The organism is Actinomadura sp. DC4 (assembly GCF_030406325.1).
GTDB lineage: Bacteria > Actinomycetota > Actinomycetes > Streptosporangiales > Streptosporangiaceae > Actinoallomurus.
Genome location: NZ_JAUEQY010000023.1, coordinates 43996 through 59723, shown reverse-complemented (window position 1 = coordinate 59723; position 15728 = coordinate 43996). Strand labels below are relative to the sequence as shown.

Here is a 15728-nt window from a genome sequence, read left to right as displayed (position 1 = left end):
GTCACCCGCCGGGGGCGGCCGGGTGGTGTCAGCGCAGCTCGCGCTTCAGCGGCTTGCCGGTCGCGGTCATCGGGATCTCGTCGGCGAACTCGACGATCCGCGGGTACTTGTACGCCGCCATCCGCTCCCGCCCCCAGGCCAGGAGGTCGTCCTCGGTCACCGTCGCACCGGGCCGGCGAACGACGACCGCCTTGATCTCCTCGCCGTGGCCGGGACGAGGGACGCCGATGACCACGGCCAGCGAGACGTCCTCGTGGCTCATCAGCACGTCTTCGACCTCGCGGGGGTAGACGTTGAAACCGTTCCGGATGATCATGTCCTTGACACGGTCGACGATGTAGTACCAGCCGTCCTCGTCGCGTCTGCCCAGGTCTCCGGTGCGGAACCAGCCGTCCCGCATGACCTCGGCGGTCGCCTCGGGCCGGTTGTAGTAGCCGCGCATCACGTTGTGACCGCGAATCGCGATCTCACCGACCTCACCGGCGCCCTCGACCGTGTTCCACTCGTCGTCGACGAGCTTCACCTCCACGCCCCAGATCGGCTTGCCGACCGAGCCCGGTCGCGGCTCGGCCCAGAGCGGGGTGAACGTGACGGATGGGGAGGTCTCTGACAGCCCGTAGCCCTCGAGGATGGTGACCCCGAAGCGGTCGCGGAATCCCTTGATGATCTCTACCGGCAGGCTGGAGCCCGCGGCCACCGCCCGGCGCATCGTCCGTCCGATCCGGTCGGCGTCGACATCGTCGGTGAGCGCCTCGATCAGAGCCCAGTACATCGTCGGCACGCCGGCGAAAAAGGTGATCTCCTGCGTCCCGAGGAGTCGCAAGACGGCCTCGGGTTCGAAACGCGGCACCAGAATCAGCGTCGACGCCGAGGCGAACCCGGCGTTCATGTTGATCGTCGCGGCGAACGTGTGGAAGAGCGGCAATACCACCAGGTGGGTGTCGAGGCACGGCGTGCTGACGAAGATCCGGTTGGCCACGAACGCGTTCAGTACGAGGTTCTCGTGGGACAGCTCGGCGCCCTTGGCCTGACCGGTGGTCCCGCTGGTGTAGAGGATGACCGCCGGATCATCACCCCGCGTCGGCACCGTCTCGAAGGTCGCGGGCCGCCCGGCCAGCGCCGCGCCGAGCGTCTCCGCCCCTTCGATCGGCGACGGCGCGGCCGGATCCGCGGTGATCAGGAAGAAGTGCTCGCACCTCTCCGCCGCGCCGTACCCGGCGAAGCCCTCGGCGCCCGTCGGCAGTTGCGGGGACCCCTCGAAGCAGAAGTACGCGGCCGCCTCGGAGTCGTTGAGGTGGTACGCGACCTCCCGGCTCTTGAGCATGACGTTCAGGGGCACCACGACGGCACCGGCCTTGAGGACGCCGTAGTACACGATCGGGAACCAGGCCAGGTTGGGGCACGACAGGGCCACCTTGTCACCGTGCCGGATCCCGCGTGCGACCAGGAGACCCGCGACCTGGCGGGCGGCCGCGTCGACGCCGGCGTAGGTCAGCCGTTGCTCACCGGTCACGACGGCGACCTGCTCCGGATGCGAGCGCGCGCTGTCCTCCAGAAGGGTGGAGAGGTTGAGCACCGGTTTCCCTCTGTTCGTCGACGCAACGGATCAGAACGGGGAAACTAGCCGGGCGCAGTGAAGATCGACTGGACGTTCACTGAAAGGCGGCTCCGGGCCCGCTTAAGGCCCGTGACGTCAGCGGTGGGCCGGCGGCGTGAGCGCGGTGTGGACGGCCGCCACGGCGCCCGCGCCCTCACCCACGGCGGAGGCCACGCGCTTCATCGAGCCCGACCGCACGTCACCGGCCGCGAAGACGCGCGGCGCGCTGGTCTGGAAGGGCAGCGGTGACGCGGAGGTTCCCGCGGGCAGCCGGCTGTCGGTGAGCACGAACCCGTGATCGTCCAGAGCGAGCCCGTCCAGCCATCCGGACGCGGGCTCGGCGCCGATGAAGCAGAACAGCACCCGGCTCTCCAGCCGCTCCCGCCGGCCCTCGGGTCCCTCGACGACGACCGCCTCCAGGCCGTCGTCTCCGTCGAGGGCACGGATCTCACTCCGGACCCGCACCCGGATCCGGGGATGCACCCGTACGCGGTCGGCCAGGTACGCCGACATGCCGTTTTCGATCACGGCGGCACGGATCACCATGTCCACGCTCGATCCTCGTGAGGCGAGGAAGAGCGCGGCCTGCCCGGCGGAGTTGGCGCCGCCGATGACCGTCACCGGTTGCGACTCGCACCCCCGCAGGTCGAGTTCGGTGGCGGAGTACCGGATGTGGCCGGCGTCCTCGAACTCGCTCCATCGCGGAACGTCCAGGCGCCGGTACCGCGCACCGGTGGTGACGATCACCGCCCGCGCCCGTACGCGGACGCCGTCCTGCAGCGTGACGACCGGGCTCTCCGCGTCGGCGAGGTCGAGACCGGTGACCTCACAGGGTGTGGAGATCGCGGTGCCGAACTTCAGCGCCTGGAGCATCGCCCGCCGAGTGAGCTCCTCTCCGCTGATCCCACCAGGAAAGCCCAGGTAGTTCTCGATTCGTGAGCTCGTCGCCGCCTGACCTCCGGGTCCGGCCCGGTCGAACAGGACGGTGACGAGGCCCTCGGAAGCGCCGTACACGGCCGCGGCCAGACCCGCCGGTCCCGCGCCGACGATCACGAGATCGACCTCGCCCCGGTCCGCGTCGAAGGAGAGACCGAGCGCTTCACCGATCGTCCCCGGCGTCGCTCCCCGGAGCACCTCACCGCCCACGACGGCGATGGGCAGGTCTTCGTCCTCGACGCCGGCGGCCCTCATCACCGCACGTCCGGTCGCCGACGTGGCGTCGAGCCACGAGTGCGGCAGGTTCAGGCGTGTCACGTACGCGCGCAGCGCGCGTCCGCCCGCCTCGTCCGGCCGGGCGACGATCTCCAGCGCCTCGCCGGCGGACGTCCGCATGATCTCTCTTCGCACGCGGAAGGCCTCGAGGAGCACGTCGGTGATGTCGGACTGCTCGGCGAGCGCCCGGCGCAGCGCCGCCGGGTCGACCCGGCTGACGGTCCCGGCCGTGGTGACCCGGGCCGTGAGGTAGACGGTCTGGCCGGTCAGCAGGTTGAGCTCGCCCAGGAACTCGCCCGGCCGCCGGTCATAGATCACCTGTCCGGGCTCGGTGAGGGTCGCCTCGCGTACGACCTGTGCGGCCGCGGTCTCCAGGAGGACCAGGTCATACGAGTGGTCGCCGCCGGCGTACAGCACCTGTCCGGCCTCGACGGACTCACGCCGCCCGTATCCCGCGAGCCGCCGGAACTGCTCCTCGCTCAACGTCGGCTCGCCGGAGGCCGTTTCGTCACGCCGCGGACCGGGCCGCGCGAATCCGTCTTCGCTCATCGGTCACCGGACCTTAGGGCCGGCCACTGAACAGACACTGACCATGGAGTTCCGTCCCTCTCAGGATGCCTTCCGCGGACCCGTCCGGTCAGTCCTCCGGGTCAGGAACGGCGGAGGCGCCGAGCGCGTGCCGCAGCAGGTCGACGGAGACGCGCATTCCGTCGGTCCCGCCGTTCTGGAAGGTGAGCATCAAGGATCGGGCGGAGGCCCATGCCTCGCGAGCGCGTTCGGTCTCACCGAGGGCGAGGCGGGCATGTGCCAGCTCCACCGACGCCTCGAACCGGATGGACTTCTCCCCGACCCGCTGCATCGTCCGGACCGCGAGTTCGAGCTGCTCGGCGCCTTCGCTCAGCCGACCGAGCCTGGCGAGGATCTTTCCGGCCTCGACGCGGACCTCGCCTGCTTCGTGCGGATTGCCGATCTCCTCGTTCAGCCGTATGGCGTCCTGAAGTGAATCGATCGCCTGCTCATCGTACCCGAGCCGACCGAAGGTGTCGGCGATGTCGGACAGTGCCCTGACCTCGGCACGGTAGTTCTCCGCCGTGCGATACCTGTCCAGGGCCTGCTCGTGCTCTTTCAACGCCTCCTCGCTCAGACCGAGCTTGTTGAGGACGTCGCCCATGTTCGTGTGGACATATCCCTGCTCGAGAACGCAGCCGAACTCGGTGAAGATCTCCTGCGGGGCGCGCAGAAGATCTCGCGCCTCCTCATAGGCGCCGAGGAAGAAGCGCGCGCCGGCCATGCTTCGCAGGACATGGGCCTCACCCAGGCGGTCACCGTCCCTTCGGGCCGCGCTCAGCGCCGTACGCATCACGTCGGCCCACTGGTAGAAGAAGCCGGTCCACTGCAGGTACTGCTGCAGGGTGAGCGCGAGCTGCCACGGCACCACACCATGCCCTGCCTCCGCCGCCTCCCGTACCGCATGGCCGAGGACGTCGTGTTCGACGGCGAACCACGCCATCGCGTCGTCGTAGGAGCCGGGTCGCTCCGGACGGACGCCGGCCACCGCGGGCGGCGGCTGGATCGGGGTCCGGTGCGGATTCAGGACGACCTGGGCGTTGAAGCTGCTGTGCAGGTAGTGCTGAAGCAGGCGGGTGGCGGCCTCCTCCCGCTCCGGCTCGGTCTCGGTCGCCGCGCAGAGTTCTCGCGCGTAGGCCTTCACCAGGACGTGGGAGGAGAACCGGCCGGCGCCGTGCTCCTCCAGAAGCGCCACCTCTGACAGCTCGCGCAGGAGTTCACGCGTCTCTCGCGGGTCCAGCCCGGCCAGGCTCGTGTACGCGGCCGCGGAGACGTCGGGGCCCATGGTCAGCGACGAGAGCCGGAAGAGCCGCGCGGCCCCGGCGCTCAGCCGCTGGTAGGACCAGGCGAAGGCGGTGCGCGGATCGCTGACGCCCTGGCCGCTCGGGAAGGCGCCCAAGAGGCCGTCGGCGTCTCTCAGCTCGGCGGCCACGGCGGCCGGCGAGAGCCGCGGATGGGCGCTGATCCGGGCCGCCACGATCGCCAGGGCCAGCGGCAGCCGGCCGCACGACGTGATGATCTCGTCGATGAACGCGTCGCGTGACCCGGGCGGGAGCGGCGGCAGGCGCCTCTCGAGCAGTGCGTGCGCCTCTTGCATGCCGGGGACGTCGACGTGCAGCAGATGGGCGCCGTCGAACGCGGCCAGTCCGACCAGCGGCGTCCGGCTGGTCACCAGGACGACGCCGTCACCGGAGTTGGGCAGCAGCGGCCGGACCTGCGCGACGTCGCGGGCACTGTCCAGCAGGAGGAGGAGGTTCTTGCCCGCGGTCAGGCTCCGGTACATGCCCACCAGCGAGTCGAACGTGTCCGGAATCTGTTGCGCGGGCACGCCCAGGGCGTGCAGGAGAGACCTCAGGGCGTCGGCGACCGGCAGCGCCTCGGTCTCGTTCCCCCGCAGGTCGAGATGGAGATGGCCGTCCGTCAGCCGCCCGGCGATCCGGCCGGCGAAACGGAGGGCGAGCGTCGACTTGCCGACCCCGCCCATACCGTCCATCGCCACGATCAACGGGCTCGTGTCCTCGCTCCGGCGCCCGTTCTCGAACAGTTCGGTCAGCGTCGACAGCTCGGCCTCCCGGCCGACGAAGTTCGGCAGGTCCGGCGGGAGCTGGGCGGGCCTGACGAGCGGCGTCACCCAGGTCGGCCCACGATCGATCTCGCGGTTCTCGGGCCCCGCGGCGCTCTGGGCCAGCACCTGGCGGTGTGCCTCTCTCAGGTCGGACCCGGGGTCGATGCCGAGCTCGTCGGCGAGACGGTCGCGTACGGTCTGGAAGACGGACAACGCTTCGGCCTGCTGGCCCGCCGCGGCCAGAACGCGCACCAAGAAGGCCTGGACCGGTTCGTTCAGCGGCCCCAGGCCCGCCGCCCGTCTCAGTAGGGGCAGCACACGGGCCGGGTGGCCCCGGCGCATGGCCAGCTCGGCGGCCTCCATGGCCGCCTCGAAGAGCTCGCCCTCCAGAGCCGACAGGACCGCCGTCGCCGCCGCGCTCTCGGCCAGGCCGTCGCCCGGCGGCCCCTGCCACAGACGAAGACCCTGAACGTAGTGGTCGAGCGCGTCGTCCGGGCGGTCGTCGCTCAGGCTCGCCCTGGCCCTTTCGACCTGGCTCCGGAAGGCGGCCAGGTCCAGGTGATCCGCGCCGGCGACGAGGCGGTAGCCGTTGCCGTGCCGGGTCAGCCACGACCCCTGCGCGCGTGCGGTCAGTCCCGGCTCCAGCAGGCGGCGCAGCCCACCGACGTACTTGTGGATCACATTGACGGCGCTGGCCGGCGGATCGTCGGCCCACAGCAGATCGATCAGTTCGGTCATGCTGATCGGGCTCCCGACCCGGGCGAGCAAGAGGGCCAGGAGACAGCGCTGCTGCCAGGGGCCGGCGTCCAGCTCGACGTCGCCCCGCCAGATCCGCAACGGACCGAGGATCTGAATCCGAACTTCTTTCACTGACCGTCCGCCCTTACGCCGCCTTCTCGTCCGTCGATCTCCCGGCGCCGAATGCGCCTGGTGACACTCGTTTAGGAGAACACCGTCCAGGCCGCGACGGCCCGGTCCGGGGCTTCCCGCATCGGGCCTCCGCTTCTCTTCGTGGTGGTCGTGGCCGCCGCCGTCGGCCTGGGTGGTGACGGCGGCGGCCGGGTGTCATGGTGTCGCCCCCGCCGTCCTCCGGTCAGCTCTCCTCCGCGGGGCCGAACTCGAACAGGCGGTAGTGCGAGACGGTCGTGAAGCCGATGCGCTCGTACACCGGCCTTCCCATCGAGCTCGCCTGGAGCGTGGCGACCTCGTGGCCGGCCTCCCGGGCGATCCGCATCGCCTCCAGCGTGAGGGCCGTCGCGACTCCGCGTTTCCGGTGGTCCGCGTCGGTGGCGATGCAGTAGAGCGCCGCGACGTCACCGCTCAGCGACACGACCGCCGTTCCGACCGTCTTCCCGTCGAGGGCGCCGGTGAGGTGGATGAGCTCCGGATCCCGCGCCAGGTAGTCAATGTTGGACTCGATCAGCGTGCCGAGCCCGTCGAGCGGGAAGCCGAGCGGCCCGGCGTACGCGGTCACGAGGTCCCACAGGCCCGCCCGGTCGGTGACGTGCCGGACCGTCAACCCTTCGGGGAGCGGTTGTTCCACCGTCTCGGTGAGGTCCGCCGCCATGACGGGCATGCTGGTCGTGTGCTCGGCGCCGTGATCGAGCAGGTGCTCTGCGACCCCTTCGTCGCTGTCGTCGCCGACCCACCAGCACCACGACGAACCGGCCAGCCGCTGTCTGGCCTCGGCGACCGCCTCGTCCAGCGGTACGTCACGCGCCCGCATCACCCCGTTGAAGAGGACGTGCGGGACGTCCGAACGGTAGATCGCCAGGTCGGTGTCGGGGTCGGCCTTGGCCCAGCCGGTCCAGAAACGCCGGTTCGCGGCGAGCTGCGGCTCCACATCATGAATCGAATGTCCTGTCATGCCAACGTGATGCGCCCCGGAAGCACGAAGTTCGATCCCGTGGCCGGTCATCTCGAGTGCTCTGGGTCACATACCGGCGCCGGACGCGGCGCGTGGAAGAGGCGTACGGACCGGATCCGGCCCTCCGCCTCCGTCAGCAGCCAGGTGGCCCCGGGGGGACAGTGGTCCGGGTCCTCCGGAGGGTTGATGAAGCGGTTCTCCCAGATGGTGAGACCGGGGCCGGCCACGACGTTGGTCAGCGAGGCCTGGACCCCGTCGGCGTAGTCGGAGGCGCACACCGCGAGCAGTGCGGGGAGACCGACCAGCAGGTCGCCGGTCGGCCACGTGATCTCCACGTCCGGCCACCACCGCTCGCTCAGGGCCGACAGCGGCGTGAAGCACGAAACCGCCGTCAGCACCGCCGCCGCCTCCTCGCGGCGTTCGGCGGTCAGCGCTCCGACGTCGTCGTGCCGCGCCGCGGCCGTCGCGGGCAGCGCCCCGGCGAGCCGCCTGCGGGCCTCGCTGAGCCGGCTTCGTACCGTCCCCACCGGCACGTCGCACACACGCGCGATCTCCTGATAGGAGTTCAGCTGCGTGAAGTACCGCAGGATCGCCGCGTCGCGTACGGCCGGGGTCAGCCCCATCAGGCCGTCCCAGACCCAGTCGCGCGTCGCGTGGCGCTCGATGATCTCGGCCGGGTCGTCGGCACCGGCCATCATGGCCGAGTCGTCGGGGAACCCGGCGGGCACCGGCAGGCGGGTTCGCAGGCGCATGCGGCAGTTGTTGCGCACGATGGCCTTGAGCCAGGGGCCCACCGCCGAGGGATCCCGCAGGTCTCCCAGCCGGGACATCGCGATGATGGCGGCGTCCTGGCAGACGTCCTCGGCGTCGGGGACACTCTCGAGGATGCTGTACGCCACCGCGTACATCCCGGCGTAATGAATCCTCAGCAGCAGCCCGAAGCTCTGTAGATCACCTTTCTGTGCCGCATGGGCGAGATCGATTTGTGCATCGGCGGCGGCCGGCCGCGTTCGTCCGGACGGCATGCCGTGAAAAGTAGCACCGCTCGCCGCCTGCTCCGGCCTGGTCGAACGGCGGCGGAGCCGGGCCGGAAGACCTCCGGTGTCCGCTGCCGTCACACGTGCCTCCTCCGTCACGGAACCCCCATTCAGATTCGTGGCACTCAGAGACAATGGGAGGCCCCGTCGTAGCACGGGATTGGCATGCCCGCCCTTCCATCTGACCTCGGCGTCTGGATCGATATAGTGCTGAAAAGGGGGTGAGTCATGGACATCCGGCAGATCGAGTTTTTTGTCGCGGTAGCCGAGGAGCTCAACTTCACGCGGGCCGCCGAGCTGATGTACGTCACCCAGTCGGGGCTGTCCTCCTCGATCCGCGGGCTGGAGCGCGAGCTGAACACCCAGCTGTTCGACCGCACGCCGCGCGCCGTCGCGCTCACCCCGGCCGGGCACGCCTTCCTCCCCCGCGCCCGCCGCATGCTGAACGACGCGCGCGCCGCGCTCCGGGAGCTCGCGGACGACGCGGTCGAAGGAACCCTTCGCGTCGGCTCCGAGCAGTGCATGGGCGACCTCGTCGACCTGTCCGATCTGATCGCCTCGTTCCACGCGCACTTTCCCAACGTCTCGATCCGTTACGAGCAACTCAGCTCACAGGCCGTCCTCGACCGGTTGCTCCGGGGTGAGCTGGATGCCGCGTTCGTGGCCCAGGCCGGCGAGTTCGTCCCGCCGGGCAGCGGCCGGAAGCTGGAGGCGTTCGAGGTGGCCCGCGAGGACTTCGAGCTGGTGCTGGCGGCCGGGCACCCTCTGGCGTCGCGCGACGAGATCGCGTGGTCCGACCTCGAAGAACACCTGTTCATCGACTTCGACGCGAGCTGGACGGGGCGGCGGATCGTCGACGCGGCGTTCGCCGCGCGCCGCCTCGTACGCCGTGTCGCGTTCACCGTCAACGACATGCACATGCTCATGGACCTGGCGCAGAAGGGGCTGGGCGTCGCGCTGATCCCCGCGCCGCTCGGCAGCAAACCGCAGGCCGAAGGCCTGGTACGACGGCCGTTCGCCGAACCGGACCTGCAGTGGGTCGTGCACTTCGTCACCACGGAGGACAGCGGCCCGCCGGTACGGCTGCTCGCCGAGATGGTGTTCACCGCCGAGACCCTGACCGCGACGCGGCAGAACATCGAGGCGGAGAGCCGGACACGTGCCTCCGAGCCCGCTGGAGCGGCACGGACCGGCTCGGCGTAGGGAAACTCCGAGCCGCACCCCATGAAGTGCCAGTACCGCAAGAGAGCGCTCCTTCCGTCTTTCCACCGGCCACGCTAGGCGGCGCCGTCCGAGGGCGTCCAACACGAGTCGCTCATGGCTGTGATGAGAGATCGATGTGGTACGACACGGACACATTGGCTTTCAAATTCAAGAACTTGACACGCGTATTCTTTTATTCGAGCCACGACCTCGAACAGAGTTTTCTGGGCTCGACGTAAAGAGTACCGAGCGGACAAGTCTTCTGACTGTCATATCAAAAATGTGCAGCGGCCATCCTGCGATCACTGGATGGCCGCTGGATTTGTGAGGGGGCACAATTGGCCGGTAACGTTTCCGGGCCGCGGCGGAGTGACCACAGCCCATGGAACTGGCTACTCATCCTTCCGGTCGTCGTGCCGTTGTTGACCTTCGTGTTCAACAGGAGCACCCCGCGGCTGGCCGGTTTCCCGTTCTTCTACTGGGTGCAGTTCGCCTTCGTCATCCTCGGCGTCGGGTGCACGACGATCGTCCACCTGGCGACCCGTGACAGCCGCACCGGCTCGCACGCCGCGCCGAAGGAGCGCTGAGCCGATGTCCGGACGGCATACCACCGAGCTCGTCATCTTCGTCATCCTCTTCGCGATCGTGAGCGCGATGGGCTTCGTCGCCGCGCGCTGGCGGCGGCCCGCCACCATGCGGTCCCTGGACGAGTGGGGACTGGGCGGCCGCAGGTTCGGCTCGTGGGTGACCTGGTTCCTGGTCGGCGGCGACGTGTACACCGCCTACACGTTCGTCGCGGTGCCCGCGCTGGTCTTCGGCGCCGGCGCGGCCGGCTTCTACGCGGTGCCGTACACGATCGTGGTCTACCCGCTGGTCTTCCTCGTGCTGATCCGGCTGTGGTCGGTCTCCCACGTGCACGGATTCGTCACCCCGGCCGACTTCGTACGGGCCCGGTTCGGGTCCTCCACCCTCGCGCTACTCGTCGCGATCACCGGCATCGTCGCGACCATGCCCTACATCGCGCTGCAGCTCGTCGGTGTCCAGGCGACGCTTGAGGCGATGGGCATCAAGGGCCACTGGCCGTTGATCATCGCGTTCGTGGTCCTGGCGGCCTACACCTACCAGTCGGGCCTGCGGGCGCCCGCGCTGATCGCGTTCGTCAAGGATGTACTGATCTTCGTCGTCATCCTCGTCGCGATCTTCTACATCCCGCACAAGCTCGGCGGCTGGGGTCACATCTTCGACGCCGGGCAGGCGAAGTTCGACAAGACGCCCGCGCCGGCCGACGGGACGCTCCTCAACCACAACAACCAGCTCAACTACGCCATGCTGGCACTCGGGTCGGCGCTGGCACTGTTCCTGTACCCGCACACCGTCACCGGCGTGCTGGCCGGCAAGAACCGCAACGTCATCAAGCGGAACATGGCCGCGCTGCCGGCCTACACCCTCTTGCTCGGACTGATCGCGCTACTCGGCCTCATGGCCATCGCCGCCGGCATCAAGCCGGTCACCGGCGGCAACGGCAAGCCGGACGGCAACACGGTCGTCCCCCTGCTGTTCGACCACGTCTTCCCGAGCTGGTTCGCCGGCGTCGCCTACGCCGCCATCGGCATCGGCGCCCTGGTGCCCGCCGCGATCATGTCGATCGCGGCGGCGAACCTGTTCACCCGCAACATCTACAAGGAGTACATCCGCCGGGACGCCACCGACTCCGAAGAGGCCACCGTCAGCAAGGTCGCCTCCCTCGTGGTCAAGGTCGGCGCGGTGCTGGCCATCCTGCTGCTCGACCCCCAGTTCTCCATCGACCTGCAGCTCATCGGCGGCGTCATCATCCTGCAGACGCTCCCCTCGGTCGGCCTCGGCCTCGCCACCCGCTGGTTCCACCGGGGCGGCCTGATCGCCGGCTGGGTCGCCGGCATGGCCGCGGGCATGTGGATGCTCTACCGCATCCCCAACCCCGCCAACGGCCACAAGCACTTCGGCGGCTCCGCCTACCCGCTGAGCGACATCGGCCTCGACACCAAGATGACCGTCTACACCGGCGTCATCGCGCTCGCGGTCAACCTGGTCGTCGCGGTGATCGCCTCGGTCGTGCTCAAGGCGGCCAAGGCCGCGGACGGCGTCGACGCGACCCGCGCCGAGGACTACCTCGCCGACGAGGGCGACCCGAAGGTCGTCCGCGGCACCCGTGACGTCGAGGAGCGGCTTGTGACCTGAGCCTCGGCAGGCGCACGACGAGAGGGCCTTCCGGCCGAGGTGGGTTTCGCGATTCACTTCTCGCCGGAAGGCCCTCTCTTGTTGCCGGATAAGTGGCGGTCCAGTCCTCCTCCACTCGCCTTCCCTACAGTTTCAAGCTGATCTCATCCTCAATCCATTAATGAGCCCTATCGTGACCGAAGAGACCACTCGATCCGTCGGCCACCTCGTGAAGGACGACCCGGTGGCCGTGTCACCGCCGGTCTCCCGCGGCCGGATGGCCATCATTTTGATCAGCGCCGGGCAGCTCCTCGCCGCGCTGGACCTGTTCATCGTCAACACTGCGTTCCCCTCGATCAGCACCGATTTCCCGGGAACGAGTGCCAGCGGCCTTTCCTGGGTGCTCAACGCGTACGCGATCGTGTTCGCGGCGCTTCTGGTGCCGGCCGGCCGGCTGGCGGACCGGTACGGCAGGCGCCGCCTGTTCCGCGCCGGCATGGCGCTGTTCGGCCTGGCGAGTGCGGGCTGCGCCCTGTCGCCCTGGCTCGGTCTGCTGGTGGCCTCGCGAGCGGTCCAGGCCGCCGGCGCGGCGCTCATGGTCCCGACCGGCCTCGGGCTGCTGCTCGGATCGTTTCCGGCCAAGCGGCACCGGGCCATGGTCGGGATCTGGTCCGCCGCCGGAGGCGTGGGCTCGGCGCTGGGTCCGCTCGCCGGCGGCCTCCTGGCCGAGCTCGACTGGCGCTGGATCTTCGTCGTGAACGTGCCGATCGCCGCCGCCGTGGCGTACCTGGCACGATCCCTCAACGAGTCACGGGCCGGTGAGGCCCGCGGCCTGCCCGACCTGCTGGGCGCCGCGCTGTTCGCGGCCGGTATCGCCGCGGCGGTCGCCGCCCTGGCCAACGCCACGACCTGGGACACCGGGATCTGGGTCTGCCTCGCGATCGCCCTGGTCACGCTGGGCACGTTCGTCCGGCGCTCCATCCGGCACCCGCGGCCCGCGATCGATCTGCGGCTGTTCCGGCAGGGCGGGTTCGCGTCCGCGAACCTCGCGATGCTCTGCTTCTTCGTCGCCTTCGGTGCCACGCTGCTCGGCGTCATCCTGTACATGACGACCGTCTGGCACTACGGCTCGATCCGCGCCGGCCTCGGGTTCGTCCCCGCACCCGGATTCGCCATCCCGTCCGCCATCGTGGCGGGCCGGCTGTCCAGCTCCCGCCGGGTCCTGGCGACGATCGGGTCGCTCCTCTGGGGTGCGGGGGCCCTGCTGTGGCTGCTGTCGCTGAGCGGCGAGCCCGGCTACGCGACCGACCTGTTCCCCGGCACGGTGCTGTGCGGCATCGGTTTCGGCCTGTTCTTCGCCTCGATCATCAGCGCGGGCACGGCCGTACTGCCCGCCGCCTCGTACGGGACCGGCACCGGGATCCTCAACACCTCCCGGCAGGTCGGCTCGGCCGCCGGAGTCGCCCTGGTGGTCACCCTCGTGGGCACCGACGCCGGCTCGGCCGACTACCGGTCCATCTGGCTGTACGTCGCGGCCGCCGGAGTCCTCGGCGCGCTGTTCTCCGTCGGCACGGGCAAGGACTCGAAGGCCTGACACGGGCCGGCTCGGCGTGGGGGCGCCGAGCCGGCCACATGCCCAGGGGGGGAGGGGAAAGGTCCGGACTCGCCGGTACGGGGGGCGACGCACCGGAGACCGCCGGTATCGCGGATGCTCGCGGCTTCTCGCCTTTCCCCTGGTCACGCTAGGCGGAGTGGCCTGGAGACGTCCAACAAGATCCCGCCATGGCTGTCATTCGAGATCGGCGTGGTCCGCGGGCAGGCCGCCTGAACGCGGGTTACCTCGTTATGGTCGCGGTGGACACGCCGTTGGCCTCGAACCGCTCGATGTCGCCGTCCAGGTCGGAGTCCGCCGTCTGCAGAAGGTCATGGGCCGAGTTGATCTGTGTGACGCTCTGCTGGACCGCCGTTCTCACCTGACCGTACTTCTGCTCCAGGTCGGCGGCGCTCGCCTCGTAGTCCGCATCACTGGGGCCACCGTTGAAGAAGGACCAGAAAGACTTCTCCTGGCCATGGAAGTGGTTCATGAGGTCGAGCGCGTACTTCTTGTAGTTGAGGATCGGCAGGGCGACGGCCACCAAGGCGGTCTGGATGCTGTATCCGGCCGTCGCCATCGAGGTCATGTCCTTGTTGAGCTTCGACTTCCAGAAGTAGGAGAACGAGTCCATGGGATCGCCCTGGTTGTCGCTCACCGTACGGCTGACGTCGGGCTCCGCCGAGCGCAGGGCGAGGCTGGCATCGCGGAAGCTCTGCCACCCTCTGACGTGATCCGGGATGAGATAGTCCGAGAAGCTCGGCCATTTGACGCGGAGCCGCTTCGCGGTGGGAATCAGATCATCCGGAATTACCTCGTAGGTATAGAAGTCCTGGTAACCCCGGTCGTAATGCACCGGAGGCAGGTCACCCGAGCCATCACCGGCAGGAACCTCCCGTGTCGCAGCCACCACCCGCTCACCTCTCCCTTGGAAACAGCCTGGACCGCCCTGCCTACCGGCCGTCGATCGCCTTGAAGATGTCGATGCTGTTCTCGACCTCGTTGTGATCGATCCGCCGGGCCATCTCCCGGAGTGAGTTGACCGTGCCGTACTGCACGCGGCTCAGGTGGCCCGCGGCGCGAGTCCCGAGCTCCGTGGCGTTGAAGTACGCCCGGGAAAGGTCGAGTGCGATCGTCTGGTCATAGATCGATCCGTCGGCCTCGGCCGCGTGCTCGGCATTCGGACTGCGCAGGAACTCATCCGGCGTCGCGGTGTAGAACTCGTCGCTCAGCCCGGGCAGGTCGAAGCGCAGCTCCACGTCCTGCAGAGTTCCGGCGAGAGTTCGCAGCTCATTGGAGTTGTATTTCACCGGTGCCCGTTCCTCAGCTGTAGCTCGATGTCGGCGATGATCCGCTCGTAGGACCTCATCCGGTCCGTGTAGGCGGCCTGCATCTCCTCGACCCGCTTGGTCAGATCTCCCGCGGAGCTCGCGCCATGCTCGGTGAGCCGCTCGAACAGTGCCCTGTGCGCGTCGCGCATCGCATCGCGCACGAAGCCGGCCAGCACCTCCGACGACAGCCGCATCACCCGCGGATCGAAGGTGACGGCGTCGCCCTCTCCGTCGAGGCTCACAACGACCGTGATTCCACCACCGGCGGCCGTACCACTCCCGATGACATCGGGCGGATGAACCCGCGATGCATCCTTATCGTCTTCGGCCACGTGCAACCCCGCAGTCGGTCCCGTTTTGATAGATGAGAGTACCCCGGGAGGAAAGGATTCGGACGACACCGTTGATACTTTTTGGCCAGGCCGCCGAACACTTTCACGACCGTTCAATGGTTGATCGTTAAACCGCTTCAACGGTGTGGCGATTGTTTGATCCCCATCATGGAGTTCTCGTCGTACCAGGCGGCCGCGCGCAGCGTCGCCATCCACCGCTCCCGCTGCGCGGACGTCAGTCTGTCGATGAACAGCACACCGTCCAGGTGGTCGGTCTCGTGCTGAATACAGCGCGCGAGTATCCCGTCCCCGACGACCTGAATCGGGTCGCCCTTGACCGTGAAGCCCTTCGCCACGACGTTCATACGGCGCACGGTGTCGAGGTAGACGCCGGGGATCGACAGGCATCCCTCCAGGCCGTCCTGTTCCTCCTCGTCCGGGAAGTCGACGACCGGGTTGACGAGGTGGTCCGGACCGCCGTCGTCGGTCAGTTTGGGGCTCCAGACGAACACCCGGAGCCCGACACCGAGCTGCGGCGCCGCGAGCCCGGCCCCCGCGCTGTCAGTCAGCGTCTCGCGCAGGTCTCCGACCAACGCGGCCAGCTCTGCGTCGAAATCGGTCACCGGCACGGCCCGCTCGCGCAGAACCGGGTCACCGAGCTTCCTGATCGGGATAACCGTCATGTGGACCTCTCTCAATGGATATGTGGAAGGGGACCTGAATTTCCCAG

Annotated in this window: 13 protein-coding genes; 4 read left to right on the top strand and 9 right to left on the bottom strand. The window is 68.9% G+C overall.

Annotated elements, in window-relative coordinates; all coding sequences use genetic code 11:
- Positions 1-28: 28 nt before the first annotated feature.
- The 5 genes from QWU11_RS32115 to QWU11_RS32095 form a co-directional block, all read right to left on the bottom strand.
- The gene (locus QWU11_RS32115) at positions 29-1576 is read right to left on the bottom strand and encodes a long-chain fatty acid--CoA ligase (RefSeq protein WP_290118229.1); all 1548 of its coding nucleotides are present in this window, start codon (positions 1574-1576) and stop codon (positions 29-31) included.
- A 117-nt stretch (positions 1577-1693) separates the two neighbouring features.
- Positions 1694-3358: a cyclic nucleotide-binding domain-containing thioredoxin-disulfide reductase gene (locus QWU11_RS32110; protein ID WP_290118228.1), complete on the bottom strand. Its 1665-nt coding sequence runs from the start codon at positions 3356-3358 to the stop codon at positions 1694-1696.
- 88 nt (positions 3359-3446) lie between these two features.
- The gene (locus tag QWU11_RS32105; protein ID WP_290118227.1) at positions 3447-6278 is read right to left on the bottom strand and encodes a BTAD domain-containing putative transcriptional regulator; all 2832 of its coding nucleotides are present in this window, start codon (positions 6276-6278) and stop codon (positions 3447-3449) included.
- A 256-nt stretch (positions 6279-6534) separates the two neighbouring features.
- Positions 6535-7284, bottom strand: coding sequence for a GNAT family N-acetyltransferase (locus QWU11_RS32100; protein WP_290118226.1), 750 nt, complete (start codon positions 7282-7284; stop codon positions 6535-6537).
- A gap of 71 nt (positions 7285-7355) precedes the next feature.
- Positions 7356-8333, bottom strand: coding sequence for a sigma-70 family RNA polymerase sigma factor (locus tag QWU11_RS32095; RefSeq protein WP_290118225.1), 978 nt, complete (start codon positions 8331-8333; stop codon positions 7356-7358).
- Positions 8334-8573: 240 nt separating this feature from the next.
- On the opposite strand from QWU11_RS32095, the gene QWU11_RS32090 reads away from it, so the two are divergent.
- From QWU11_RS32090 to QWU11_RS32075, 4 genes are all read left to right on the top strand, one after another.
- The gene (locus QWU11_RS32090) at positions 8574-9548 is read left to right on the top strand and encodes a LysR family transcriptional regulator (protein ID WP_290118224.1); all 975 of its coding nucleotides are present in this window, start codon (positions 8574-8576) and stop codon (positions 9546-9548) included.
- Positions 9549-9886: 338 nt separating this feature from the next.
- The gene (locus QWU11_RS32085) at positions 9887-10135 is read left to right on the top strand and encodes a DUF3311 domain-containing protein (protein ID WP_290118223.1); all 249 of its coding nucleotides are present in this window, start codon (positions 9887-9889) and stop codon (positions 10133-10135) included.
- 4 nt (positions 10136-10139) lie between these two features.
- Positions 10140-11765, top strand: a complete 1626-nt coding sequence (gene mctP, locus QWU11_RS32080; protein ID WP_290118222.1) for a monocarboxylate uptake permease MctP — start codon at positions 10140-10142, stop codon at positions 11763-11765.
- Between the two features lie 172 nt (positions 11766-11937).
- Positions 11938-13338, top strand: coding sequence for an MFS transporter (locus tag QWU11_RS32075; protein ID WP_290118221.1), 1401 nt, complete (start codon positions 11938-11940; stop codon positions 13336-13338).
- Between the two features lie 241 nt (positions 13339-13579).
- Here the strand turns inward: QWU11_RS32075 and QWU11_RS32070 are convergent, their stop codons facing one another.
- From QWU11_RS32070 to def, 4 genes are all read right to left on the bottom strand, one after another.
- Positions 13580-14248 (bottom strand): hypothetical protein, encoded by a 669-nt coding sequence (locus tag QWU11_RS32070; RefSeq protein ID WP_290118220.1) that lies wholly within the window; start codon positions 14246-14248, stop codon positions 13580-13582.
- Between the two features lie 40 nt (positions 14249-14288).
- On the bottom strand, positions 14289-14645 hold the full coding sequence (locus QWU11_RS32065) for a hypothetical protein (protein ID WP_290118219.1): 357 nt from the start codon (positions 14643-14645) through the stop codon (positions 14289-14291).
- Positions 14642-14998: a YbaB/EbfC family nucleoid-associated protein gene (locus QWU11_RS32060; RefSeq protein ID WP_290118218.1), complete on the bottom strand. Its 357-nt coding sequence runs from the start codon at positions 14996-14998 to the stop codon at positions 14642-14644. Before QWU11_RS32060 ends, QWU11_RS32065 begins: the two co-directional genes overlap by 4 nt.
- A gap of 137 nt (positions 14999-15135) precedes the next feature.
- On the bottom strand, positions 15136-15681 hold the full coding sequence (gene def, locus QWU11_RS32055; RefSeq protein ID WP_290118217.1) for a peptide deformylase: 546 nt from the start codon (positions 15679-15681) through the stop codon (positions 15136-15138).
- Between the last annotated feature and the right edge of the window lie 47 nt (positions 15682-15728).